The 25,199-nt window shown below is 70.9% G+C and carries 22 protein-coding genes; 3 read left to right on the top strand and 19 right to left on the bottom strand.

What is annotated here, in order from left to right; all coding sequences use genetic code 11:
• Positions 1–39: 39 nt before the first annotated feature.
• The 5 genes from AC5RUW_RS05565 to AC5RUW_RS05545 all read right to left on the bottom strand — a co-directional run bounded on the left by AC5RUW_RS05565 (position 40) and on the right by AC5RUW_RS05545 (position 5,842).
• Complete coding sequence (locus tag AC5RUW_RS05565; protein WP_494159785.1) at positions 40–1,065, bottom strand: SDR family oxidoreductase; 1,026 nt, start codon at positions 1,063–1,065, stop codon at positions 40–42.
• Positions 1,062–2,030, bottom strand: a complete 969-nt coding sequence (locus AC5RUW_RS05560) for a bile acid:sodium symporter family protein (RefSeq protein WP_494159784.1) — start codon at positions 2,028–2,030, stop codon at positions 1,062–1,064. Before AC5RUW_RS05560 ends, AC5RUW_RS05565 begins: the two co-directional genes overlap by 4 nt.
• Positions 2,020–3,348, bottom strand: a complete 1,329-nt coding sequence (locus tag AC5RUW_RS05555; protein ID WP_494159783.1) for a flavin-containing monooxygenase — start codon at positions 3,346–3,348, stop codon at positions 2,020–2,022. The genes AC5RUW_RS05560 and AC5RUW_RS05555 overlap by 11 nt, the downstream gene beginning before the upstream one ends.
• A gap of 176 nt (positions 3,349–3,524) precedes the next feature.
• Positions 3,525–5,051, bottom strand: a complete 1,527-nt coding sequence (glpK, locus tag AC5RUW_RS05550; protein WP_494159782.1) for a glycerol kinase GlpK — start codon at positions 5,049–5,051, stop codon at positions 3,525–3,527.
• A gap of 41 nt (positions 5,052–5,092) precedes the next feature.
• Positions 5,093–5,842, bottom strand: a complete 750-nt coding sequence (locus AC5RUW_RS05545; RefSeq protein ID WP_494159781.1) for an MIP/aquaporin family protein — start codon at positions 5,840–5,842, stop codon at positions 5,093–5,095.
• A gap of 277 nt (positions 5,843–6,119) precedes the next feature.
• Between AC5RUW_RS05545 and AC5RUW_RS05540 the strand changes: the two genes are divergently transcribed.
• The 3 genes from AC5RUW_RS05540 to AC5RUW_RS05530 are packed head-to-tail and all read left to right on the top strand — an operon-like array spanning position 6,120 to position 8,973.
• A complete protein-coding gene (locus tag AC5RUW_RS05540) occupies positions 6,120–6,956 on the top strand; it encodes an aldo/keto reductase (RefSeq protein ID WP_494159780.1) in 837 nt (278 codons plus the stop codon).
• On the top strand, positions 6,956–7,900 hold the full coding sequence (locus tag AC5RUW_RS05535; protein WP_494159779.1) for an alpha/beta fold hydrolase: 945 nt from the start codon (positions 6,956–6,958) through the stop codon (positions 7,898–7,900). Before AC5RUW_RS05540 ends, AC5RUW_RS05535 begins: the two co-directional genes overlap by 1 nt.
• Positions 7,897–8,973, top strand: a complete 1,077-nt coding sequence (locus tag AC5RUW_RS05530; protein ID WP_494159778.1) for a glycosyltransferase family 4 protein — start codon at positions 7,897–7,899, stop codon at positions 8,971–8,973. Before AC5RUW_RS05535 ends, AC5RUW_RS05530 begins: the two co-directional genes overlap by 4 nt.
• A gap of 19 nt (positions 8,974–8,992) precedes the next feature.
• Here AC5RUW_RS05530 and AC5RUW_RS05525 read toward each other — a convergent pair whose 3' ends face one another.
• The 14 genes from AC5RUW_RS05525 to pyrR form a co-directional block, all read right to left on the bottom strand.
• Complete coding sequence (locus AC5RUW_RS05525) at positions 8,993–10,003, bottom strand: NADP-dependent oxidoreductase (RefSeq protein WP_494159777.1); 1,011 nt, start codon at positions 10,001–10,003, stop codon at positions 8,993–8,995.
• A gap of 149 nt (positions 10,004–10,152) precedes the next feature.
• A complete protein-coding gene (locus AC5RUW_RS05520) occupies positions 10,153–12,345 on the bottom strand; it encodes a primosomal protein N' (RefSeq protein WP_494159776.1) in 2,193 nt (730 codons plus the stop codon).
• A gap of 8 nt (positions 12,346–12,353) precedes the next feature.
• A complete protein-coding gene (gene metK, locus AC5RUW_RS05515) occupies positions 12,354–13,577 on the bottom strand; it encodes a methionine adenosyltransferase (RefSeq protein ID WP_494159775.1) in 1,224 nt (407 codons plus the stop codon).
• Positions 13,578–13,643: 66 nt separating this feature from the next.
• Positions 13,644–14,909 carry a bifunctional phosphopantothenoylcysteine decarboxylase/phosphopantothenate--cysteine ligase CoaBC gene (coaBC, locus tag AC5RUW_RS05510; protein WP_494159774.1) on the bottom strand — a complete coding sequence of 422 codons (1,266 nt, stop codon included), beginning with the start codon at positions 14,907–14,909 and terminating at the stop codon, positions 13,644–13,646.
• A gap of 38 nt (positions 14,910–14,947) precedes the next feature.
• Positions 14,948–15,208: a DNA-directed RNA polymerase subunit omega gene (gene rpoZ, locus AC5RUW_RS05505; RefSeq protein WP_494007101.1), complete on the bottom strand. Its 261-nt coding sequence runs from the start codon at positions 15,206–15,208 to the stop codon at positions 14,948–14,950.
• Positions 15,209–15,245: 37 nt separating this feature from the next.
• Positions 15,246–15,815, bottom strand: coding sequence for a guanylate kinase (gene gmk / locus AC5RUW_RS05500; protein ID WP_494159773.1), 570 nt, complete (start codon positions 15,813–15,815; stop codon positions 15,246–15,248).
• Between the two features lie 55 nt (positions 15,816–15,870).
• Entirely contained in the window at positions 15,871–16,188 is a 318-nt protein-coding gene (gene mihF / locus AC5RUW_RS05495) for an integration host factor, actinobacterial type (RefSeq protein ID WP_494007394.1), read from the bottom strand.
• 155 nt (positions 16,189–16,343) lie between these two features.
• A complete protein-coding gene (pyrF, locus tag AC5RUW_RS05490) occupies positions 16,344–17,261 on the bottom strand; it encodes an orotidine-5'-phosphate decarboxylase (RefSeq protein ID WP_494159772.1) in 918 nt (305 codons plus the stop codon).
• Positions 17,254–20,544, bottom strand: a complete 3,291-nt coding sequence (carB, locus tag AC5RUW_RS05485) for a carbamoyl-phosphate synthase large subunit (protein ID WP_494159771.1) — start codon at positions 20,542–20,544, stop codon at positions 17,254–17,256. Before carB ends, pyrF begins: the two co-directional genes overlap by 8 nt.
• The gene (carA, locus tag AC5RUW_RS05480) at positions 20,544–21,773 is read right to left on the bottom strand and encodes a glutamine-hydrolyzing carbamoyl-phosphate synthase small subunit (RefSeq protein ID WP_494159770.1); all 1,230 of its coding nucleotides are present in this window, start codon (positions 21,771–21,773) and stop codon (positions 20,544–20,546) included. The genes carB and carA overlap by 1 nt, the downstream gene beginning before the upstream one ends.
• Positions 21,770–22,288 (bottom strand): PH-like domain-containing protein, encoded by a 519-nt coding sequence (locus AC5RUW_RS05475; RefSeq protein WP_494159769.1) that lies wholly within the window; start codon positions 22,286–22,288, stop codon positions 21,770–21,772. Before AC5RUW_RS05475 ends, carA begins: the two co-directional genes overlap by 4 nt.
• Positions 22,276–23,613 carry a dihydroorotase gene (locus AC5RUW_RS05470; protein ID WP_494159768.1) on the bottom strand — a complete coding sequence of 446 codons (1,338 nt, stop codon included), beginning with the start codon at positions 23,611–23,613 and terminating at the stop codon, positions 22,276–22,278. Before AC5RUW_RS05470 ends, AC5RUW_RS05475 begins: the two co-directional genes overlap by 13 nt.
• Positions 23,610–24,602, bottom strand: a complete 993-nt coding sequence (locus AC5RUW_RS05465) for an aspartate carbamoyltransferase catalytic subunit (protein ID WP_494159767.1) — start codon at positions 24,600–24,602, stop codon at positions 23,610–23,612. The genes AC5RUW_RS05470 and AC5RUW_RS05465 overlap by 4 nt, the downstream gene beginning before the upstream one ends.
• Entirely contained in the window at positions 24,603–25,172 is a 570-nt protein-coding gene (gene pyrR, locus AC5RUW_RS05460) for a bifunctional pyr operon transcriptional regulator/uracil phosphoribosyltransferase PyrR (RefSeq protein ID WP_494159766.1), read from the bottom strand.
• Between the last annotated feature and the right edge of the window lie 27 nt (positions 25,173–25,199).

Genomic DNA, 25,199 nt, shown 5'->3' with positions numbered 1-25,199 from the left:
TGAGCAAGGGGCGGCCGCGCACGGAACGTGCGCGGCTAGCTAAGGAGAAGCAGTGCGGTCATCTTTCCACTGTACCGCAGCCTGGCCGGTGGCGGGCGGGGATGACCGGCGGGCGTCGCGGAAGGCCAGGAAGGCCTCGCGGGAGGTGTAGCGGGGAATGTAGCCGAACTGTTCCTTGAGCGCGGTGTTGTCCAGCACCGGCCGCCAGCGCAGGAACCGCACCTGCTCCGGACCGTGGACGGTCAGGCCCAGCCGGCGGCCGATCCGCAGGGCCGTGCCGAGCAGGCCCGGCGGGAGGGAGATCGTGCGTTTGCCGAGCAGCCGGGCCAGTTCGTCGACGCCGAGCCAGCCGTCGCCGGCAACGTTGTAGGTGCCGCTGATGCCTTCGACGGCCGCGCGCACCATGCACGCGGCGACGTCTTCGTCCCAGATGAAGACGAAGGGCGAATCGCTGCCGGCGACCTTCAGCAGCCGCGGCGCGTCGAACAGGGCGGTGATCTGGTTCCGCACGCCGGTGCCCAGGATGGTGCCGATCCGGAACACGGTCTGCTCCAGTTCGGGATGCTCCCGGCGGTACCGGGCCAGCTCCTGCTCGACCAGGCGCTTGTGCCGGCTGTAGGCGAATTCGTCGTTGCCGCGCAGCGGGTCGCTCTCGCGCAGCGGCACCGGGTTGTCCGGATGGTAGCCGTAGGCCGCCCCGGACGAGGAGACGATGATCCGCCCGACGCCGGCGGCCACGCAGGCGGCCAGCACGTTGGCGGTTCCGCCGACGTCGACCCGGTACTCCTGTTCACGGCTGGTGTTCCTGCCGGGGTTGACAATCGCCGCCAGGTGGACGACCGTGTCGATCCGGTGCTCGGCGAGGACGGCCCCGACCTGCGGGTCGCAGACGTCGGCGGCGGCGTAGGCCACGCCGTCCAGGCGCCGTTCATCGGCCGGCGGGCGCAGATCCAGGCTGAGGATGTGGTCGACGCCGGCCGTGCCCGCCAGCCGGGCGATCACGGCGCTGCCCAGGAATCCGTTGCCGCCGGTGACGCAGATCCGCCGGCCCTGTTCGACGCTCATGGTGTCCTCTCCTCCGTGGTGCCCGTTGTGTCGGTTTCCGACGCTCCGCCGGCTGTCACGCCCGGCGGGTCGGAGGACTTCCGGCGCCGCCAGATCGAGGCGAGCAGCAGGCCGGCGATGATGTCCCAGATGCCCCACCAGGCGGTGACCATGGCCATGCCGCCCAGCCCGGCGAAGAACGTGAGCGTAATGCCCAGGCCGAGTCCGGTGTTGCGGGCCCCCACCTCGAACGTCACCGCCCGGCGGCTGTCCTCGGGCAGCCGGACCAGGGCGGCGGAGAAATACCCTACGGCCAGGGCCACGGCGTCGTGCAGCAGCACCACCAGGAAGATGATGCCGAAGTGCTCGCCGAGGGCCGGCAGGTTGGAGGCGGTGCCGGCAATGATGAAGGCGAGCAGGGCGAACATCCCGATGCGCTGGACCCACGGGCGCAGGCGCACCACGAGGTCCGGAAAGCGGCGTGCCAGCGGCATGCCGAGGGCGAACGGCAGCCCGATGATCAGCAGCACCTGGACCAACAGCTCCCACCGGTCGAGGTCGAAGTCGCGCAGCAGTGCCGCAGTGCCCGGCAGCAGGGAGGCCCAGAAGGCCACGTTCAGCGGCATCACCGCGATGGCCACCAGGTTGGACACGGCGGTCATGGACGCCGACAGCGCCACATTGCCCCGGGCCCGGTAGGTGAGCACGTTGGAGATGCCGCCGGGCGGACAACAGGCGACCAGGATCATGCCCAGCGCCACGGAGTCCGGCGGGCGTACGGCCAGGGCCAGCAGGACGGTCACGGCGGGAAGCAGCAGGTACTGGGCGCAGACGCCCAGCACCATGGCGCGCGGCTGGCGGATCACCTGGCGGAAGTCCTCCGCCCTCACCTCCAGCGCGATGCCCAGGATGATGACGCCCAGCACCACGTTCAGGACGACGAGCGAGAGCGGGCTGAAGCTGAGGACGACCGAATCAATGGGCATCGGAGTGCTCCCGGGGCTCGTCCAGGAGGCTCTGGTGCCGGGCCAGCTCGGCGCGGTAGGCGTCCTTGTTCACGTAGTAGCTCATGCGGTCCAGGCCAAGGTAGCGGTAGCCGCCGGTGACGTCGGGGCTCGGTCCGGCGAGGCGCCGACTGAAGTCGGCGGCGGCGGCAGGCTCGCCGTCCTGCGCGGCGAGGTAGCCGGCGACCAGGTCGGCCTGCGCGGCGCGCCCCTGCCAGCCGAGCCCGGAGGCCTCCACCATCCCCACCACGAACAGGCCCGGCGCGGACCGGCTGAAGATGTTCAGGTACAGCTGCGGCGCGGCGCCCCGCCAGTCCAGCAGGGCCGGGTCCAGGTACGGATAGTGCAGCCGGTAGCCGGTGGCGCAGAGCAGCAGGTCATAGTCGCCGCTGCTGCCGTCGGTGAAGTGGACGGTGGAGCCCTCCAGGCGGGCGACGTCGGCACGCACCCGCAGGTCCCCCTGGCCCAGGTGCTGCAGGATCAGCGAGTTGACCACCGGGTGGGATTCGTAGATGCGGTAGTCCGGCCTGGGAAAGCCGAAGCGGGCGGGATCGCCGGTGAACAGGCGCAGCAGCCGCTTGTCCACGAACTGCTTGAGCGGGCGCGGCAGCGGCCGGCCCTGGTTCAGGGTGTCGGTGGGCCGGCCGAAGACGTACTTGGGCACGAAGTAGTAGCCGCGGCGGACGCTGATGTCCACGGCGGCCGCATGATGAACGGCATCCACGGCGATGTCACAGCCGCTGTTGCCGGCGCCCACGATCAGCACCCGCCTGCCGGCCAGCTCGGTGGCGGACCGGTATCGGGCGGCATGGCGGATCTCGCCGGCGAAGCTGCCCGGAAACGCCGGGAGCGCGGGTTCGTGGAGGGTTCCCGAGGCCGCCACCACGGCGCGGAAGGCGGCGGTGTGTTCGACCCCGTCCTGCCGCCACGTCACCGACCAGGTGCCAGCCGCCGGCACGGCGGACAGGACCGTGGCCCCGAAGCGAATCCGCTCCCGCAGTCCGAAGCGGTCGGCGTAGCCGGAGAAGTAGGCGCGCAGGTGCCGGTGGCCGGGATAGTCCGGCGTTCCCTCGGGCATCGGAAACTCGGCGAATTCCGTGGTGCTGCGCGAGGAGATCAGATGCGCGGATTCGTAGACCGTGCTGGCCGGGTTGTCGATGTTCCAGAGCCCGCCGACGTCGGTGTGCGCCTCGAAGCCGACGAACGGGATGCCATGCCGGTCCAGGCTGCGCATGGCGGCCAGGCCTGACGGCCCGGCGCCGATGACGGCCACCGGGAGGGATTCAGTTGGGAGGTGCACGTGGTTCCACTTCTGTGATGCGCGTCACCGTTGACGCTGCGCCGACGCTACCGGCATCCCGGCAGACCGGTCAAGGAACACGCCGGAGGGCGGGCCAAGCCGATCCGGGCCCCCGAACGCAGGCGGGGCCCCGGCGGACATCCGCCAGGGCCCCGTGTGCGTGGTGCCGGGAAGTGCTACTTCACGTCGTCATCGACCCAGTCGAAGGTCTTGGTGACGGCCTTCTTCCACTGCCGCATCTGCCGGTCCTGCTCGGCCTGGTCCATCTGCGGCGTCCACCGCTTGTCTTCGTTCCAGTTGCGGCCGAGTTCCTCGGTGTCGTTCCAGTACCCGACGGCAAGCCCTGCGGCGTACGCCGCGCCGAGGGACGTGGTTTCAATGACCTCCGGGCGCACGACGTCCACGCCGAGGATGTCGGCCTGGAACTGCATGAGCGCGTCGTTGGCGACCATGCCGCCGTCGACCCGCAGCTCCGTCAGCGGAACGCCGGAGTCTGCGTTCACGGCGTCAAGCACCTCGCGGGTCTGGAAGGCGGTTGCCTCAAGGGCGGCCCGGGCGATGTGGTTCCTGTTGACGAACCGGGTGAGGCCGACGATCGCGCCGCGGGCGTCGGAGCGCCAGTAGGGGGCGAAGAGGCCGGAGAACGCGGGGACGATGTACACGCCGCCGTTGTCCTCGACCTTGCTCGCCAGGTCCTCGATTTCCGGTGCGCTGTTAATCATGCCGAGGTTGTCCCGCAGCCACTGCACCAGCGAGCCGGTCACGGCGATGGAGCCCTCCAGCGCGTAGACCGGGGCGGCGTCGCCCAGCTTGTACGCGACCGTGGTGATCAGCCCGTTCTCGGACTTCACGATCTCTTCGCCGGTGTTGAAGATCAGGAAGCAGCCGGTGCCGTAGGTGTTCTTGGCTGCGCCCTTGCCGAACGCCGCCTGGCCGAACGTGGCGGCCTGCTGGTCGCCCAGGATGCCTGCGACCGGGGTCTCGCGCAGCAGCTGTGAGCCGGCGACGGTGCCGTAGACCTCGGAGGAGGACTTGATCTCGGGCATCATCGATCGCGGCACGCCGAAGATCCCGAGGATCTCGTCGTCCCACTGCAGCGTTTCCAGATCCATGAACAGGGTTCGGGAGGCGTTGGTGACGTCGGTGACGTGCACTCCCCCGCTGGTGCCGCCGGTCAGGTTCCAGATCACCCAGGAATCGGTGTTGCCGAACAGCAGGTCTCCCCGCTCGGCCTTCTCACGGGCGCCCTCGACGTTGTCGAGGATCCACTTGATCTTGGTGCCGGAGAAGTAGGTCGCCAGCGGCAGCCCGGTCTTGTCCTTGAACCGGTCCAGGCCGCCCTCGGCGGCAAGCTCGTTGACCATCGGCTGGGTGCGGGTGTCCTGCCAGACGATGGCGTTGTACACCGGCTTGCCGGTGGTCCTGTCCCACACGACGGCGGTTTCGCGCTGGTTGGTGATGCCGACGGCGGCAATGTCGTGGCGGGTGAGGTTCGCTTTGGACAGGGCGGTGCCGACAACCTCGCGGACGTTGGTCCAGATCTCCTCCGGGTCGTGTTCGACCCAGCCGGCACGCGGGAAGATCTGCTCGTGCTCGAGCTGGCCCACGGAGACGATGTTGCCGTCGTGGTCGAAGACGATCGCCCGGCTGCTGGTGGTGCCCTGGTCGATGGCGATGACGTACTGGGGTGTGTTCTCTGACACGGTTCTGCTCCTCGAAATGCGGCGGACGGTGAAGGGGACGGCTAGACTTCGGGCAGCGGGATCCAGCCGGCCACGATGGCGCCCAGCGCACCGCCGATGAGCGGGCCGACGACGGGAACCCACGCGTAGGCCCAGTCGGAGGCGCCCTTGTTCTTGATCGGCAGCAGGGCGTGCACAATGCGCGGGCCCAGGTCACGTGCCGGGTTGATGGCGTAGCCGGTCGGCCCGCCGAGGGAGGCGCCGATGCCGACGACCAGCAGGGCCACGGCCAGCGGCCCCAGTCCGGTGACCGTTCCGGCAAAGGCGAAGATGATGAAGACCAGCACGAAGGTGCCGACGATCTCGGTGACCAGGTTCCAGCCGTAGGAGCGGATGGCCGGTCCGGTGGAGAACACGCCCAGGATGTTGGCCGGGTCGGCCTCGTCGTCGAACTGCTTCTTATACGCAAGCCACACGATGAACGCACCGAGGATTGCACCAACCAGCTGGGCGGCGAAGTACGTCATGACGGCTGCGAAACTCATCGGCACCCCGGGTGCGAGTTCCTCGGCGCCGGACGCGACGAACCCGATGGTGACCGCCGGGTTGATGTGGGCGCCGGACATGGCCGAGGCATAGACACCGGCGAACACGCCGATTCCCCAGCCCCAGTTGACCATCAGGAAACCGCCGCCGTTGCCCTTGGTGCGTGCCAGGGCGACGTTTGCGACGACGCCGCAGCCAAGAATGAGCAGGATGGCGGTTCCCGCCAGCTCACTGACGAAAACCTCTCCTAAAGGCACCGTCTCCATCGACTTCTCCGATCCGTGGAATCCCAGCCGATCGCGGGAGGCTTCCCGAACCGGCTCTGACGTGTCCTGCGCAACCCGCGGGCATGCGCAGAAACCATGCAACCAGCAAATTAACAGTTTCGCCATCAGCAATCGGCTGTGCTAGGGGTTTTGGCAGGTCCGGGCATGGATTGGCCCGCACGGCCCGGGCCGGAGGCGCGGGACGGCCGGCGCCGGGCGCCCGCCGGGGGCGGCCGCGGGCGGCCGGCGCGGGCGCGGGTTCGGTAGAGTCGTAGGCATGCAACCGGCGCCCAGACTCCTGCTCAACAACGGCGTGCAGATCGACCAGGTCGGCTTCGGCACGTATAAGATCCCGCCCGGGGACACCGAGGCGCTGTGCACCCTGGCCCTCGAAGCGGGTTACCGGCACCTCGACACCGCATCCCTGTACGGCAACGAGGCGGGCGTCGGGGCCGCGCTGCGGGCGTTCACCGACGCGGGCCATGCGGTCCGCGACGACGTCTTCATCACCACCAAGCTGTGGAACACGGACCAGGGGCGCGACGCCGTCCGGCCGGCCTTCGAAGCCTCGCTGTCCCGCCTGGGCCTGGAGCAGGTGGACCTGTACCTGATCCACTGGCCCTGCCCGGAACGGGGCCTGTTCATTGAAACGTACCGGGTGCTCGAGGAGCTGTACCGCGAAGGCCGGATCCGCGCCATCGGTGTCTCCAATTTCCAGCCGGCACATCTGGAGCAGCTGCTGGACGCCGTCGACGTGGTTCCCGCCGTCAACCAGGTGGAGCTGCACCCCTGGCTGCAGCAGCATGAGCTGCGCCGGTTCCACGACGACGCCGGGATCCGCACCGCGGCTTGGAGCCCGCTGGGCCGAGGCGCCCTGCTGGAGGATCCGGTGGTGCAGGAGATCGCGGTCGATCTGGGCCGCACGGCCGCGCAGGTGGTGCTGCGCTGGCACGTGGAGAACGACGTCGTGGTCCTGCCCAAGGCCAGCACGGAGGAACGGATCCGCGGCAACCTCGACGTGTACTCGTTCGAGCTGGGCGAGGCGCACCGGAACGCCCTGGCGGACCTCGATGCGGACCGCCGTACCGGATCGCATCCGGATGCGGTGAACTGATGCCCGCTCCCCTGCCTTCCGCGGCTGACGGCCGCGAGGTCTCCGTCCGCACGTTCCAGGTGCAGGGAACGCTGCAGCGCTGCTGGGACTTCGCGCCCGTGGCCGCAGCTGCCGACGCCGCCCCGGCCGGCCCGGGCGCAGGGCAGGCTTCCGCTCCGGTCTTCATGGTCCACGGCTTCCGCGGCGACCATCACGGCCTGCTGCGCATTGCCGACGCCCTGCCGCACCGGCGGGTGCTGATCCCGGATCTGCCGGGCTTCGGCAGCTCGGAGGCGCTGCCCGGCCGGCACGACGTGGCGGCCTACGCCGACTTCGTTGCCGCCGCCCTGGACAGCCTGGGCCTGGGGCCGGACACGGTGCTGCTCGGGCATTCCTTCGGCTCCATCATCGCCTCCGCCCTCACGGCGAGGGATCCCCGCCGGGTCGGTGCCCTCATCCTGATCAACCCGATCTGCGAGCCGGCGCTGGAGGGGCCGCGCGGCATAGCCAGCAAGGCGGCCGAGCTGTACTACCGGGCCGGTGCCGCTTTGCCCGAACCCGCCGGCCTGGCGCTGCTGCGGAACCGGGCGGTGGTCCGCGGCAGCAGCATCATGATGGCCAAGACCCGGGACCGCGGGCTGCGCCGCTGGATCCACGGCCAGCACGACGCGTACTTCAGCGCCTTCACCAGCCGGCGGGTGGTGCTGGAGGCGTTCCAGGCCTCCATCTCGGCGACCGTGCGCGACGTCGCCCCGCAGCTGGGGCTGCCGGTGCTGCTGATTGCGGCCGAACGGGACGACCTCGGCTCGGTTCCCGGCCAACGGAAGCTCGCCGCGGCCATGCCGGACGCCGAGCTGCACGTGCTGCCCGGCGTCGGACACCTGGTGCACTACGAGCGGCCCGCCGAGGCCGCCGTGCTGATCGAGGCGTTCCTGGCGCGGCGCGGTCCGGGAGCCGCGGCATGAGGATCATTTTCGACGCCCGGTTCACCCGGATCGGCCAGCATGACGGCATCAGCCGGTACGGCGCGAGCCTCATGGAGGCGGTCTCCCGGCACGCCGAGGTGCTCATGCTCATCAGCGACGACCGCCAGCTGGAGCTGCTGCCGGCCCTGCCGCATGTGCGGATCAACTCGCCCCTCTCCCCCGCCGAGCTGTTCGTGGCGGCGCGGGTCAACCGGCTGCGCGGCGACGTCGTCGTCTGCCCCATGCAGACCATGGGCAGCTGGGGCCGGAAGTACCCGCTGATCCTGACCCTGCACGACCTGATCTATTACCAGAACCCGGAACCGCCGGGCTTCCTGCCGGCACCGGTGCGCCTGCTCTGGCGGCTGTACCACCTGGCGTACTGGCCGCAGCGGGTCCTGCTGAACCGGGCCGACGTCGTGGCCACCATCAGCGAAACCACCCGCGGCCTGATCCGGACGCACCGGCTGACCCGGCGGCCCGTGCGGATCGTCGGCAACGCACCGCAGCCCGGGGCGCAGCCGCGCCGCGACGCCGAACCGGAGCGGAGCCTGCTCTACATGGGCTCGTTCATGCCCTACAAGAACGTGGAGACCGCGGTGCGCGGCATGCGGGAGCTGCCGGGCTGGACCCTGCACCTGCTGAGCCGGATCACCGATGCCCGCAGGGCCGAACTCGAGGCGCTGGTGCCCGACGGCGGCCGCGTCGTCTTCCATAACGGCGTCACGGACGAGGAGTACGTGGATCTGCTGTCGCGGGCCACGGCGCTGGTGAGCCTCTCCCGCGCCGAAGGCTACGGCCTGCCGCTGATCGAGGCCATGGCCGCGGGGACCCCGGTGATCGCCAGCGACATACCCATCTTCCGCGAGGTCACGGCAGGGGCGGCGGCGCTCGTCGACCCTGACAGCCCGGCGGAGTTCGCGGCCGCGGTGCAGGAGCTCGCCGCCCCGGAGCAATGGCGGAAGGCCTCGGAAGCGGGCCGACGACGCGCGGCCGAATACTCCTGGGACGACTCGGCGCAGCAGCTGCTCGCCGCCGCCGCCGAAGCCGTCCAGGCACACCGGAACCGCTGAAGCCGGCGGCCGCCGCCGATCAGCGCAGGTCGACCACCATCTTTCCGGTGTTGGTCCCGCGCATGAGGTCAATGAACGCCTGCGGCGCGTTGTCGAGCCCGGTCACCACGGTTTCGTCGAACCGGACGGTGCCGTCCTGCAGCCACCGGGCCATCAGCTCGGCGAATTCGGCCGCGTACTGGTTGTAGCTGCGCACGATGAAGCCGCGCAGGGTGAGTTCCTTGCCGATGGCCAGCGCCAGGTTGCGCGGGGCCGGCGAGGGCTCGGTCTCGTTGTACTGCGAGATGGCGCCGCAGAGCGCGATCCGGCCGCCCCGGTTCATGGCGCCGATCGCCGCTTCCAGGTGGTCGCCGCCCACGTTGTCGAAGTAGACGTCGATGCCGTCCGGCGCAGCGTCGCGCAGCTGCCGGTGCACCGGGCCGTCGTGGTAGTTGAACGCCGCGTCGAAGCCGTAGTCGAGCAGCTTGGCGACCTTCTCGGCGCTGCCGGCACTGCCGATCACCCGGGAGGCACCGAGCGCCTTGGCGATCTGGCCCACCAGGGAGCCGACGGCCCCCGCCGCCCCGGAGACGAAAACGACGTCGCCCTCCCGGAACTCAGCCACCTTCGTCAGCCCTGCGTAGGCGGTGAGCCCGGTCAGGCCAAGGGCGCCGAGGTAGGCCGATGCGGGGGCCGCTGCGGTGTCGACGCCCCGGGCCGCCTTGCCGGGCAGCACGGTCCAGTCCCGCCAGCCGGCGTTGTGCAGCACCATGTCGCCGGCCCTGTGCCGCTCGGACCGGGACTCGACCACTTCGCCCACGGCGCCGCCCTCGAGCGGCTCGTCCAGCCGGAAGGGCGGCACGTAGGACTTCACGTCGTTCATCCGGCCGCGCATGTAGGGGTCCACGGACATGAAGTGGTTGCGCACCAGCACCTGTCCGTCCTCGAGCTCGGGCAGCGGAACCTCGGTGAAGCGGAAGTTCTCCTGCCCCGGCCAGCCGTCCGGGCGGGAGGCAAGGTGGATCTCGCGGGCGGTGTCCGGACGGGTCATGGGAGGCCTTCCTGCAGATGGTTGTCGTCAGCAGCCTGTCTACCATCACCTGCCGTCCCCGTGCACGTCCGCGCCGGCATGCCCCGGCGGGCCGGTGGGCGGGCCGGTCCGGGTGCGCTCCGGCGGACGGGTTGTGCCGGGCTGCCCGCCTAGAGAACGTCCAGGCCGTCGACCCGCACGTACACCGGTTGTCCCGTCCGCCTGGCGGAGAACGCGGCACGGGTTGCCCGCAGGGACGCGGTGACGGCCGCCGCGACGGAATACGGAAAGAAGATCAGCGTGCGCCAGCTCAGGCCCTCAGGCGCTCCGCCTTCGCCGTCCTGCTCCTCCGCCACCGGGGCGGGTCCCACGACGCGCACGGTGTCCGGCAGTTCGGCGTGGGCCAGGAAGGCGGCGACGGCGTCCCGGGGGCCGGTCAGCGAGGCGAAGCGGAACGCCGGCGGCAGGCCAAGCTCGCGGCGCTGCTGCAGTTCCCGGTCCGCTGCGCCCACGGGGTCCCAGCGCAGCAGGTGTCCCACCGTGCCCGTATCTTCGGCGGTGACCACCACCTGACCGCCTTCGGTGGCCGGGCGGACCAGCGCCGCGGCGTTGAACCAGCGGCGGAGGGTGTCTTCGGCCGCCCGCAGTGATTCCCGGGACAGCATGGCCGTGCCGTCGAGCAGCAGGGCCGAGGCGTAACCGTCCGCCGCGACGGGTTCCGCGCCGGGTGTGGCCACCACCAGTGCCGGGTCGGCGGAGACGTGGGTGCGGATGTGGTCTCCGGCGGAGGAGATCACGGGCACGGAGGGAAAGGCCCGTCCCAGTTCTTCGGCGGTCCGTCCGGCGCCGACGGCCGCGGCGCGCAGGCGCCCGCTGCCGCAGTTGGGGCACTGCCAGCGGGGCTGGGGATGGCCGCACCAGCGGCAGGCGGGCACCGCGTTGCGCCCGGCGGCGGCCAGCGGCCCCCCGCAGTCCGGGCAGCGCGCCGGTTCCCGGCAGTCCTGGCAGGACAGGGCCGGGGAGAATCCGGTCCGCGCCACCTGTACCAGCACCGGGCCGCGGGAGAGCCCGTCCTGGGCCGCTTTCCAGGCCGCATGCGGGATCCGGGCACGGGCGGCCAGGGGATCCCGCTCGAGGTTGAAGGAGTCCGCCGTCGCGGTCACCCGGGGGGCCAGCCGGCGGACAACCGTGCGGTCAGCACTGATCGAGGCGGCCCATCCGGTCTCCACCAGCCGCTGGGCTTCGGGAGTGCGGGTAATGCCGGCGATCAGCAGTCCGGCCCCTTCCGCCTCCGCGCGCAGCAGCAGCACCTCGCGGGCATGCTGATACGGTGCGCGGAGCTCTGCGTGCAGTTCGTCGCCGTCGTCCCAGATGCACACCAGGCCCAGGTCTGCCACCGGAGCGTAGGCCGCGGACCGGGTCCCGACAGCTACCCGGGCCTCGCCGTGGAGCAGGCGGAGGAAGTTGCGGTAGCGCGGCGTCGGTCCGTCGTCGGCGCTGAGCCGGACGGCCTGGCCGGGCTCCAGGACCTCGTCGAGGGCCTCGGCCACCCGGTCGAGGTCCTTGCGGTCGGGCACCACGACCAGGGCGCCGCGGCCCGAGCGTACGGTGGCGTGCACGGCTGCGGCGATCTCGCGGGGCCAGTCGGCCGGTCCGAAGCCGCCGAGGGAGGACAGCACCGCGCGGGGGCTGTCCCCCGCGGCCAGGTGGGACAGGAAGGCTGGACCGCTGGGATAGCGGGCCAGGCCGCCCGGTGGTGCCGGGACCGGCCGGGGGTTGTCGGGGTCAGGGGCGGCGCCGGCGGCAGGTTCGTCGGCGGCACGTTCATCGGCGGCAGGGGTCCCCGCTTCAGGCCCCGATGGGGCAGCGGAAACCGCTGCGTATTCCTTGTCGACCTTCGCCACCCGCGGCGGAATGGCAACGCGGAGCACGTCGTGCACCGTCCCGGCATAGCGCCTGGCCACGGCCTGGGCCAGGGCCAGGATCTCCGGACTGAGCACCGGCTGCGGGGAGACCACCTTGCCGAGGTTGATCAGCCGGACGCCGGGCTCAGGTTCGGCCCGGCGCTCGGTGATGAAGCCGGGCAGTTCCTGGCCGCCGAACCGCACCTTGACCCGGGCGCCGGCCGCTGCTTCGGCATCGAGCTCAGCGGGCACCTGGTAGTCGAACGGGCGGTCCAGGTGCGGCAGCGGCGAGTCCAGCAGGACGCGGGCAATCGGCAGCCGGGCGGCGGGCCGCGCCTTGCCCGGCGGGGCGGCCGGGGCGGCGAAGCCGTGCAGCAGGCTCAGCTGGCGGGGCTGCTCATCGGGGGCGGCGGCACCGTTGCGGGTGCCTGCGGCATCCGGTCCGGGCTGCGCTCCCATTGCCGGGCCTAGGCGTTGAACCAGCTGCGCAGGTCCGCTGCCTTGTCGGTGCGCTCCCAGGTGAAGTCCGGATCCTCGCGGCCGAAGTGGCCGTGGGCGGCGGTCTTCTGGTAGATCGGGCGCTTGAGGTCCAAGGCGTTGATGATGCCCAGCGGCCGCAGGTCAAAGACATCCTCGATGGCGAGGGCGATCTTTGCCGGGTCCACGGTCTCGGTGCCGAAGGTCTCGACATAGATGCCGACCGGGTGGGCCATGCCGATCGCGTAGGCGATCTGAATCTCGGCGCGGCGCGCCAGGCCCGCGGCGACGACGTTCTTGGCCACCCAGCGCATCGCGTAGGCGGCGGAACGGTCCACCTTCGACGGGTCCTTGCCACTGAAGGCTCCGCCGCCGTGGCGGGCGAAGCCGCCGTAGGTGTCGACGATGATCTTGCGGCCGGTCAGGCCCGCATCGCCGACCGGGCCGCCGATAACGAACGGCCCGCCGGGGTTCAGGATGTGCCGGACGTCGGAGGTGTCCAGTTCGGTATCCGCCAGCACGGGGTTAATGACGTGCTCGGCAAGGTCGGCGCGCAGCTGCCCCAGGTCGACGTTGGCCGCGTGCTGGGAGGAAATCACGACGGAGTCCACGGACACCGGGCGGTCGCCGTCATAGCCGATGGTGACCTGGGTCTTGCCGTCGGGGCGCAGGTAGGGCAGGGTGCCGTTCTTGCGCACGGTGGACAGCTGCTCGGAAAGCCGGTGCGCCAGCCAGATGGGGGTGGGCATGTAGACGCCCGTCTCGTCGCTGGCGAAGCCGAACATGATGCCCTGGTCGCCGGCGCCCTGCACGTCGTTGGGGTCCGCCGGGGAACCGGAGCGGTTCTCCACGGAGTTGAACACGCCGGAGGCTATTTCCGGGGACTGCTGGCCGATGGACACGGACACGCCGCAGCGGGCGCCGTCGAATCCGTTCGCGGAGGAGTCGTAGCCGATGCCCAAAATCGTGTCGCGGACGAGCTGGGGAATCTCGACGTACGCTTCGGTGGTCACCTCGCCGGCGACGTGGACCAGTCCGGTGGTCACCAGGGTCTCGACGGCGACGCGGGACTCGGGGTCGGCCTTCAGCATGCCGTCGAGGATGGCATCGCTGATCTGGTCACAGATTTTGTCCGGGTGGCCTTCGGTGACCGATTCGGACGTGAACAGGCGCAGCCCGGACCCGGGCGTGGAAACGGGGGAAGTAAGACTCACGGATCCAACTCTACCGGTTGCCCCTGACGTTCCGGTCCCGGCCGAAACGCCGCGTGGACGCGTCGATCAGCGCAGCGCCGCGGCCACCCGGCCGATGATGCCGGCCGCGATCTCGGCCTTGGTGCCGGCCAGCGTGGGGACCGGGGCGGCGGGGTCCATACCGGGCGTGAGGAACATGACCTCGGTGCTGTCCTGTCCGAAGACCAGGTTCCGGCCCACGCGGTTCAGCACGAGCAGGTCGCAGCCCTTCCGGTCGAGCTTGTGCCGCCCGTAGGCCAGCACGTCGGAGCCGTCGTCGCCGGTTTCGGCGGCAAAGCCGACGATCAGCGGGCCGAAGCCCGGTCCCGTGCCGCCTCCGGGGCGCTGTTCATCGCGGCGGACCACCAGCTCGCGGAGGATGTCGGGGTTGCGGACGAGTTCGATGACCGGGTCCTGCCCGTCGTCGCGCTTCTTGATTTTGGTGTCCGAGGCGGCGGCGGGGCGGAAGTCGGCGACGGCGGCGGACATGATCACGACGTCGGCGCCGTCGGCGGCCTTCAGCATCGCGTCGCGCAGTTCCAGGGCGGTCTCCACGCGGGTGGTCTCCGCGCCCGGCGGAGGAGGCACGTCCATGTGCGCGGCGACGAACCGCACCTGGGCGCCTGCGGCGAGGGCCGCTTCGGCCAGGGCTGCACCCTGCTTGCCGGAGGAACGGTTGCCCAGGAACCGGACCGGGTCCAGCGGTTCGCGGGTGCCGCCGGCGCTGATCACGACCGTGCGGCCGGCCAGCGGCCCCGCCGGGTCAGCCGGGGAGACCCTGGCGGGCTCCTGCCGGGCAGCCGCCAGGGCGGCGGCAAAGATCTCTTCGGGCTCGCGCAGCCGGCCCGGGCCGGAGTCCGGCCCGGTGAGGCGCCCGACGCCGGGCTCCATCACCACTGCCCCGCGGGAGCGCAGCAGTGCCACGTTGGCCTGGGTGGCGGGATGGGCCCACATTTCGGTATGCATGGCCGGAGCGAAGACCACCGGCCCGCGGGCCATCAGCAGGGTGTTGGTCAGCAGGTCCGGGGCCTGGCCCGTGGCGGCCTTGGCGAGCAGGTCGGCGGTGGCGGGAGCCACCACCACCAGGTCGGCCTCGTGGCCGAGCCGGACGTGGTTGACCGTCTCGACGGCGTCGAAGACGGTGGTGGTTACCGGGTGGCCGGAGAGGGCCTCCCAGGTCGCCACGCCCACGAACCGCAGCGAGGCCTCGGTCGGCACGACGGTCACGTCGTGGCCGGCCTCGGTGAACAGGCGCAGCAGAAGCGCGGCTTTGTACGCGGCGATGCCGCCGCCCACCCCCAGAACGATCCGCACCGTGGACCTGCCCCTTCCGCGCCTGCCGAAACCGGCTGCTACTCGGCGGACTCGTTGGCGCGGACGACCAGCTGGCCCTCGTTGATCTCGCGCAGCGCGATCGACAGCGGCTTTTCGTTCAGCTTGGTCTCCACCAGCGGGCCGACGTACTCGAACAGGCCCTCGTGCAGCTGCGAGTAGTAGGCGTTGATCTGGCGGGCACGCTTGGCACCGTAGATGACCAGCGCGTACTTGGAATCGGCGGCCTGCAGCAGGTCGTCGATGGGCGGGTTGATGATGCCTTCGTTGGAAGTCGTCAAGGAATTCTCCAAAGCTCTTGGTACGGGATGCCGGGGCTCAGTGCTGGCGAGGACGGATCCCCATGAGTGAAACAAGCTCAGCCGCAGCCCGCTGGACGTCGTCGTTAATGACGGTGTGATCGAACTCGGGCTCGGCGGCAAGCTCCAGTTTAGCGGTTTCCAGCCTCCGCTGCTGCTCTTCGGGTGTTTCCGTGCCGCGGCCCACGAGTCGGCGGACCATTTCGTCCCAGCTGGGCGGGGCCAGGAACACGAAATTCGCCTCCGGCATGGACTTCTTCACCTGCCGTGCACCCTGCAGGTCAATTTCCAGCAGCACCGAGCGGCCTTCCGCCATGGCCTGCTCCACGGTGCGGCGCAGGGTGCCGTAGCGGTTATGCCCGTGGACCACGGCCCACTCCAGCATCTGTCCGCCGGCCACCAGCTCGTCGAACTCCTCGGGGCTGACGAAGAAGTAGTGGACGCCGTCCTCCTCCCCCGGCCTCGGCGCCCGGGTGGTGGCGGAAACGGACAGCCACACGTCCGGGTAGTTGTCACGGATATAGGTGGAAACAGTGCCCTTGCCGACGGCTGTCGGACCTGCCAGAACTGTCAGCCGCGGTTGCGACACGTGGACCTCGCTTGCTCTCGTTGCGGAACCGGCTGCGGCGGTCCCGGCGGGAGCGCTAGCTCGATTCCAAAAGTTCTATCAGCGCCTTGCGCTGGTGCACGCCCAGCCCCCGCACGCGGCGGGTGGGGGCGATACCTACCGTAGCCATTATTCCAGCTGCCCGCCGCTCCCCCACTCCGGGCAGCGCGCGGAGCAGGTCGACGACCTTGAGCCGCCCGATCGCCTCATCGGAGGCGTGGGTGACGATCACTTCCTCGACGGTCAGCTCGCCGGATTTGATCCTGGCCTTGATGTCGGCCCGGGCGCTCCGGGCCGCAGTGGCCTTCTCCCGCGCCCGGCTGCGTTCCTCTTCGGTCAGCGGCTTCAGTTTCAAGGCAACACTCCCGGCATCGACGACGAGCATCGGGCCGCCGTGAAAGGCGCCCCCGTATGCGGCTGCTTGGCTTAGGTCTTGAACCTAACCGCACCTGCTGCGCAATGCAATGCACGCCGTTACCCGACCGGGCGCCCCGGCCCGGTTGCCGCCGGTCAGGCCGTCAGCTCCGCCGCGAGTGCGGCGCCGGTGCGCTCCGCCGCGTCCCGCAGCGCCGACGGCGACGGGCCGGCGCGCAGGATGTCGCGGCTGGAGGTGGCCAGCACGTTGCCTGCTGCCCGGCCGAAGGTGCGCCGCAGGTCCGCCGCGGTGGCGCCCTGGGCGCCAAGCCCCGGAGCCAGCAGCGGAGCGGCCGCTCCGGCCAGCTCCAGGCCGAGGTCGTCGATGGCGGTGCCCACCGTCGCGCCGACGACCAGGCCCGTGGAGCCCAGGAACGCCTCGGCAGCCTCCCCCGGGTGCCTGCCGCGTTCGCGGACGTTTTCCTCGGCCGCGGCGGCTGCGATCCGCTGCGCCACCGAGCCGCCGGAGCCCCGGGATCCGGCGCCGACATGCTGCACGGCCGCCCCCTCGGGGTTCGACGTCAGGGCCAGCACGAAGGTCCCGCGCCCGGTGGCCGCCGCCAGGTCCAGGGCCGGCCGCAGCGACTCGAAGCCCAGATAGGGGCTCAGCGTCACCGCATCGGCGGCCAGCGGCGAGCCGTCCCGAAGCCACGCGTCGGCGTACGCGGCCATGGTGGAGCCGATGTCCCCGCGCTTGGCGTCGGCGATGCTCAGCACGCCGGCGCCGCGGCAATCGGCAAGCAGCCGCTCCAGCACCGCCATGCCGGCGGAGCCGTGGCGTTCAAACAGGGCCACCTGCGGTTTGACCGCTGCGGCCGTGCGGGCAACCGCTTCGAGCACCGTGCGGCTGAACCGCTCCAGCCCGGCGGCGTCGTCGTCCAGTCCCCAGTCCGCCAGCAGCCCGGGATGCGGATCGATGCCCACGCAGAGCGGGCCCCGGGCGTCCATGGCGGCGCGCAGCCGGGCTCCGAACGGAGCCCGGTGCGCGTCGGAAACGGAAACCTGCTCAGGCACCGGCGGCCTTGAGCCGGGCGGCGTGCTCCTGCAGGGAGTTGACGTCCCACTGGTAGGAGCGCATCGCCTCGATGGCCTGGACGGCGGCGGTGAACTCGGACACGGTGGTCACGATCGGGCAGCCGACGGACGTCGCCGCGGCGCGGATCTCGTAGCCGTCGCCGCGGGCCTGCCCGCCGGAGGGCGTGTTGATGATCAGGTCCACGGTGCCGTCGGTGACCAGGTCCACGATGGTGCCCTCGCCGTCCGGGCCTGCGCCCTCGGCGACCTTGCGGACGACGGTGGCGGCGATGCCGTTGCGGCGCAGCACCTCGGCGGTGCCGCCGGTGGAGAGGATCTCGAAGCCGAGGTCGCTCATCAGCTTCACCGGCATGATGATCGCGCGCTTGTCCCGGTTGGCGACCGAGACGAAGACCTTGCCCGAGGTGGGCAGCGCGCTGTTCGCGGCGGCCTGCGACTTGGCGAACGCGGTGTCGAAGTATTTGTCGATGCCCATGACCTCGCCGGTGGAGCGCATTTCCGGGCCGAGCAGGGAGTCGACGACGGTGCCTTCGGGGGTGCGGAACCGGCTGAAGGGCAGCACGGCCTCCTTCACCGCGACCGGGGCGTCCAGCGGCAGCGCCGAACCGTCGCCGTCGGCCGCGAGCTTTCCGGCGGCGCGCAGTTCGGCGATGGTGACGCCGGTGCCGATCAGCGCCGCGGCCTTGGCCAGCTGCACGCCGGTGGCCTTGGAGACGAAGGGCACGGTGCGCGAGGCGCGCGGGTTGGCTTCGATCACGTAGAGGATGTCGCTGGCCAGCGCGAACTGGATGTTGATCAGGCCGCGCACGCCCACGCCGGCGGCGATCGCGCGGGTGGCCTCGCGGACCCGCTCGATGACGTCGGCACCGAGGGTGATCGGCGGCAGGACGCAGGCCGAGTCGCCGGAGTGGATGCCGGCCTCCTCGATGTGCTCCATGATGCCGCCCACGTAGAGGTCGGTGCCGTCAAAGAGGGCGTCGACGTCGATCTCGATCGCGTCCTCGAGGAACCGGTCCACCAGGACCGGATGGTCCGGGGTGATTTCGGTGGCGTTGGCGATGTAGCGGGAGAGGTTCGCCTCGTCGTAGACGATCTCCATGCCGCGGCCGCCCAGCACGTAGGACGGGCGCACCAGGACCGGGTAGCCGATTTCGTCGGCGACCCGCTTGGCGTCCTCGAAGGAGACGGCGGTGCCGTTCTTCGGGGCCACCAGCCCGGCGCCGTCGAGCACCCGCTGGAAGGCGCCGCGGTGCTCGGCGAGGTCGATGGCCTCCGGGGAGGTGCCCAGGATGGGCACACCGGCGTCGGCCAGCGCCTGCGCCAGCTTCAGCGGGGTCTGCCCGCCCAGCTGGACGAAGACGCCCAGGACGCCGCCGGTGCGCTGCTCGGCGTGGATGACCTCCAGTACGTCCTCGAGGGTCAGCGGCTCGAAGTACAGGCGGTCGGAGATGTCGTAGTCGGTGGAGACCGTCTCCGGGTTGCAGTTGATCATCACGGTCTCGTGTCCGGCTTCGCGCAGCGCCATGGTGGCGTGGACGCAGGAGTAGTCGAACTCGATGCCCTGGCCGATCCGGTTCGGGCCGGAGCCGAGGATGATGACCGAGGGCTTGGCGTGCTGCCCGACCTCGTCCTCCTCGTCGTAGGACGAGTAGTGGTACGGGGTGTACGCGGCGAACTCCGCGGCGCAGGTGTCCACCGTCTTGTAGACCGGGCGGATGCCCAGGGCGTGGCGGATGCCGCGCACCACGGCCTCGGGGGTGTTGGTGAGCCGGCCGATCTGCTCGTCGGAGAAGCCGTGCCGCTTGGCCAGGCGCAGCAGCTCAGGGGTGGGCTGGGCGCCGCGCAGCTGCTCGGCGGTCTCGTTGATCAGCACCAGCTGGTCCAGGTACCAGGGGTCGATGCCGGTGGCCTTGTACAGCTCCTCAATGGAGGCGCCGCCGAGCAGGGCCTGCTGGACCTGCTTCAGCCGGGCCGTGGTGGGCCGCTTCGCCGCCTCGAGCAGCGCCGGCACCTCGGCCGCATCCACCGGGTCGAAGGAGAACCACGCGTTCTTCTGCTCCAGGGAGCGCAGGGCCTTCTGCAGCGCCTCGGTGAAGGAACGGCCGATCGCCATGGCCTCGCCCACCGACTTCATGGTGGTGGTCAGGGTCGGGTCGGCGGCCGGGAACTTCTCGAAGGCGAACCGCGGGACCTTGACCACGACGTAGTCCAGGGTCGGCTCGAAGGAGGCCGGGGTCTTCTGCGTGATGTCGTTGGGAATCTCGTCCAGCGTGTAGCCCAGCGAGAGCTTCGTGGCGATCTTGGCGATCGCGAAGCCGGTGGCCTTGGAGGCCAGCGCCGAGGAGCGGGAGACGCGCGGGTTCATTTCGATGACGACGACGCGGCCGGTGTCCGGCTCGATGGCGAACTGGATGTTGCAGCCGCCGGTGTCGACGCCCACCTCGCGGATGACCGCGATCGCGATGTTGCGCAGCTTCTGGTACTCGCGGTCGGTCAGCGTCATGGCCGGGGCGACGGTGATCGAGTCGCCGGTGTGCACGCCCACCGGGTCGAAGTTCTCGATGGAGCAGACCACCACGACGTTGTCGTTGCGGTCCCGCATCATCTCCAGCTCGTATTCCTTCCAGCCGAGGATGGACTCCTCGAGCAGGACCTCGCTGGTGGGGCTGTACTGGATGCCGGCGCCGGCGATGCGGCGCAGGTCCTCGGCGTTGTAGGCCAGGCCGGAGCCGAGTCCGCCCATGGTGAAGGACGGGCGCACGACCATCGGGTAGCCGAGTTCCTCGGCGGCGGCGAAGGCCTCGTCCATGCTGTGCACGATGATGGACTTCGCGGACTCGGCGCCGCAGCGCTCGACGACGCCCTTGAACTTCTCGCGGTCCTCGCCGAGCTCGATGGCGGCGATGTTCGCGCCGATCAGTTCGACGTTGTACTTGTCCAGGACGCCGTTCTTGTCCAGGGCGATCGCGGTGTTCAGCGCGGTCTGCCCGCCCAGGGTGGGCAGGATCGCGTCGGGGCGCTCCTTGGCGATGATCTTCTCCACCACCTCGGGGGTGATGGGCTCGACGTAGGTGGCGTCGGCGAACTCGGGGTCGGTCATGATGGTGGCCGGGTTGGAGTTCACGAGGATGACCCGCAGGCCCTCCTCCTTCAGCACCCGCAGCGCCTGCGTGCCGGAGTAGTCGAACTCTGCGGCCTGGCCGATGACGATCGGGCCGGAGCCGATCACCAGGACGGAGTTAAGGTCGGTTCTGCGGGGCATTAGATTTCTTCCTGGACTGCGGGAGCGGATGCGGGAGCCTTGGAGACGTCGGCGGCGTCGACGGGGCGGCCGGCCTTGGCGTCTTCCATGAGGCCGACGAAGCGGTCAAAGAGGTAGGCGGAGTCGTGCGGGCCGGCGGCCGCCTCGGGGTGGTACTGGACCGAGAAGGCGGGGATGTCCAGGCACGCGAGGCCTTCCACGACGTCGTCGTTGAGGCACACGTGGCTGACCTCGACCCGGCCGTAGCGCTCCACCGGTGCGGTGGTCGGCCCCTCCAGCGGGGCGTCGACGGCGAACCCGTGGTTCTGGCTGGTGATCTCCACCCTGCCGGTGCGACGGTCCAGGACGGGCACGTTGATCCCGCGGTGGCCGTAGCCCAGCTTGTAGGTGCCGAAGCCCAGGGCGCGGCCCAGGATCTGGTTGCCGAAGCAGATGCCGAAGAACGGGATGCCGGCGTCCAGGACGCCGCGCAGCAGGTCGACCTGCGCGTCGGCGGTGGCGGGGTCGCCGGGGCCGTTGGACATGAACACGCCGTCGGGGTTCACGGCGAGGACTTCCTCGAGGGTCGCCGACGCCGGCAGCACGAAGGTGCGCACCCCGCGCTCGGCGAACCGGACCGGGGTCATCGACTTGATGCCCAGGTCCAGGGCGGCGACCGTGGCGACCGGCTCGCCGGTCCATCCGTGGTCGGCCGGCTCGATGACGTAGCGCTCCTCGATGCTGACCTCTTCGGCCAGCCGTGCGCCGGCCATGGACTCCTGGGCCTGGACCTCGGCGAGCAGCTCCGCTTCGGGACGCTGCGCGGCGTTGCCGGAGAAGATGCCGGCCTTCATGGCCCCGCGTTCGCGCAGGTGGCGGGTGACGGCGCGGGTGTCGACGCCGCTGATGCCGACCACGCCCTGCGCGGTCAGTTCATCGTCGAGGCTGCGCTCGGAGCGCCAGTTGGAGGCGCGGCGGGCCGGGTCGCGGACGATGTACCCGGCAACCCAGATGCGCCGGGACTCGGGATCCTCGTCGTTCACGCCCGTGTTGCCGATGTGCGGCGCGGTCTGGACGACGAGCTGGCGGGCGTAGGAGGGATCGGTGATCGTCTCCTGGTAGCCGGTCATGCCGGTGGTGAACACAGCCTCGCCCAGTGCCGTGCCCTGGGCGCCGTAGCTGCGGCCGCGGAAAGTTCGACCGTCCTCCAGCACCAGGACGGCGGGGGTGGTCTTCTCGTGCACTGTCACTGTTGTTCCTCGCTTGGCGCTGCCTGGTCCGCAGGCAGCAGTTGGGTAATGGCGTTGACCAGCATGGTCTTTTCGTTGGCGGCGCGGTTGCGGAATCCGGTGTCGACGTCGGTGCCGCCGAGGCGCCAGGTCACCGTGACCAGCCCGTCCTTTTCGACGAACTTGCCGGCCATGCCGCGTTCAAGCCGGACGCCGCGGAGCCGGGACCGGGGAATCCACAGGTCGGGGGCGCCCCGGCGGGCGAAGAGCAGGCCTTCGTCGAACACCGCGGCCGTCGCCTCGCACTTGAACCCGAGGCCGTGGCGGGCGATCCGGTCCAGCCAGTCCCCGGCGACGGTGGTCACCACGTACTGTCCGGTGGCCTCGAACAGCGGCTCGGCGAGCTCCGCGGGCAGCTCGGGCGGCGCGGGAATGTCCTGCTGTCGTCGTCGTCGTCCCCGCCAGCCAATCGCGAAGACCGCCAGGAAAACGGCGGCGGCCGCGATGACGGCCAGGACAAAGATCACGACGTCCATGCGGACCGGGGCTCCTCTGCTGCGCTCGGATGGGGGGAGTTCAAGGCGCCGCCCAGGACCGTGGGGTGCCCGGCGTAAAACACTGCCTCGACCGCACCGGGCAGCTCGAGCCCGGCGTAGGGGCTGTTGCGTCCCTTCGTAGCCATCTTATGGGGGTCCACGACGCGCCGCGCAGACGGGTCGATCAATGTGACATGCGCGGGCTCGCCCGCGGCAAGGGGACGGCCCTGATCCGCGGTCCCGCCGATCCGGGCGGGCGTGGCGGACATCACGCGCGCAACCTGCTCCCAGCCCATCAGGCCGGTCTCCACCATGGCGTGCTGGACCACGGGCAGGGCCGTCTCCAGCCCGGTCATGCCCATGGCCGCCTGCGCCCACTCGCATTCCTTGTCCTGGCTGGGGTGCGGGGCATGGTCGGTCCCGACGATGTCGATGGTCCCGTCGGCCAGGGCCTCCCGCAGCGCCTGCACGTCGTCGGCGGTGCGCAGCGGCGGGTTCACCTTGTACACCGGGTTCCAGGTGGTGACCTTGTCCTCGGTCAGCAGCAGGTGGTGCGGGGTGACCTCGGCGGTGACGCGGATGCCGGCCGCCTTCGCCCAGCGGAGAATCTCGACGCTGCCGGCGGTGGAGACGTGGCAGACGTGCAGCCGCGACCCGGTGTGCCGGGCCAGCAGCACGTCCCGGGCGATGATGGCCTCCTCGGCCACGGCCGGCCAGCCCGGCAGCCCGAGCACCGCGGAGACCTCGCCCTCGTTCATCTGCGCCCCGGCGGTCAGGCGCGGCTCCTGCGCATGCTGGGCGACGACGCCGTCGAACGCCAACACGTACTCCAGGGCGCGGCGCATCAGCACCGGATCGTGGACGCACATCCCGTCGTCGGAGAACACGCGGACCCGGGCGCGGGAGTCGGCCATCGCGCCGAGTTCGGCCAGCCGCTCCCCCGCCAGCCCGACGGTCACCGCGCCGACCGGGCGGACGTCCACCCAGCCCGAGCGCCGGCCCAGGCTCCAGACCTGCTCGACGACGCCGGCGGAATCGGCGACCGGATTGGAGTTGGCCATGGCGTGCACCGAGGTGTAGCCGCCCAGCGCGGCGGCCCGGGTGCCGGTCTCGACGGTTTCGGCGTCTTCGCGGCCGGGTTCGCGCAGGTGGGTGTGCAGGTCCACCAGGCCGGGCAGGGCCACCAGCCCGTCGGCGTCGACCACCTCGGCGCCTGCGGGGACGTCCAGGCGCGGGCCGACGGCGTCGATGCGGCCGCCGCGGATGAGCAGGTCGGTGCGTTCGCCGCCGAGGAGGCTGGCGGAGCGGATCAGGTAGGCGGTCATGAGGCGGTCTCCTGGGCTGTGCGGGGGCCGCTCTCGCCGGAGAGCAGCAGGTACAGGCTGGCCATGCGGACGGCCACGCCGTTGCTGACCTGTTCAAGGACGGTGGAGCGGGAGGAATCGGCCGCGGCGGAGCTGATTTCCAGGCCGCGGTTCATCGGCCCCGGGTGCATCAGGATGGTGTGCGGCAGTCCGAGCGCGTCGAGGCGGGCGAGCCGTTCGTCGCCGAAGCCCCAGCGGCGGGAGTATTCCTGCACCGAGGGGAAGAACGCCGAGTGCATGCGTTCGGCCTGGATGCGCAGCATCATCACGACGTCGGGACCGGCGGCCAGCGCCTCGTCCAGGTCGTAGCTGATGGTGCAGGGCCACGAGTCGGCGCCGAAGGGCAGCAGCGTGGGCGGGGCGACCAGGGTCACCTCGGCCCCGAGGGTCTTCAGCAGCCACAGGTTCGACCGCGCCACGCGGGAGTGCAGGATGTCCCCCACGATCGCGACCTTGAGTCCGGCCAGGTCGGTGCCGGTGGAGGGAACGCCGGCCAGGGCGGCCCGGTGCCGGCGCATGGTGAATGCGTCCAGCAGGGCCTGGGTGGGGTGTTCGTGGGTGCCGTCGCCGGCGTTGAGCACCGCGGCGTCGATCCAGCCGGAGCCGGCGAGCCGGGCCGGGGCGCCGGAGGCGCCGTGCCGGATGACCACGGCGTCGGCCCCCATGGCGGCCAGGGTCTGCGCGGTGTCTTTCAGGGACTCGCCCTTGGACACCGAGGAGCCCTTGGCCGAGAAGTTGATGACGTCCGCGGAGAGCCGCTTGGCGGCGGCCTCGAAGGAGGTGCGGGTGCGGGTGGAATCCTCGAAGAAGAGGTTCACCACGGTGCGTCCGCGCAGGGCGGGCAGCTTCTTGACTTCACGCTGCCCGACGGCGGCCATCTGCTCGGCGGTGTCGAGGATGGCCAGTGCGTCGGATCGGGACAGGTCCAGGGTCGAGAGCAGGTGCTTCACTTAGGCGGCCTCGATGACCACGCCGTCGGCGCCGTCGACTTCCATGACCTGGACCCGGACCTTTTCCGCGGCGGCGGTGGGCAGGTTCTTGCCCACGTGGTCCGCGCGGATCGGCAGTTCCCGATGCCCGCGGTCGACCAGGACGGCGAGGCGGACAACCCGGGGCCGGCCGAGGTCGACCAGCGCGTCGAGGGCGGAGCGGATGGTGCGCCCGGAGTAGAGGACATCGTCCACCAGGACCACCACCCTGCCGTCGATGCCGGCGGCCGGCAGTTCGGTGGCATGCGGCGGGCGGGTGGGCTGGTGCGCGAGGTCGTCACGGAACATGGTGACGTCGAGCTGTCCGACGTTGGCGGTGTCAAAGGACGGGTCCGCGGCGGCGATCCGGTCGCCGAGCCGTCGGGCGAGGGGGTATCCGCGGCGGGGGATGCCGAGCAGGACGAGGTCCTGCGCTCCCTTGTTCGCCTCGAGGATCTCGTGGGCAATGCGCGTCAGGGCGCGGTCAATGTCAGCTGAAGCCAGAACGGTGCGGGCGGGCACGGCGGTGCCGTGCGGGCCTGGAGAGACCATGTGTCTGCCTTCCTCCTTCCCCGCCTC

The organism is Arthrobacter sp. Y3222053, from assembly GCF_059092805.1.
Note: the sequence above shows the minus strand (reverse complement) of the source record. Positions and strands in the feature narration are given on the sequence as shown.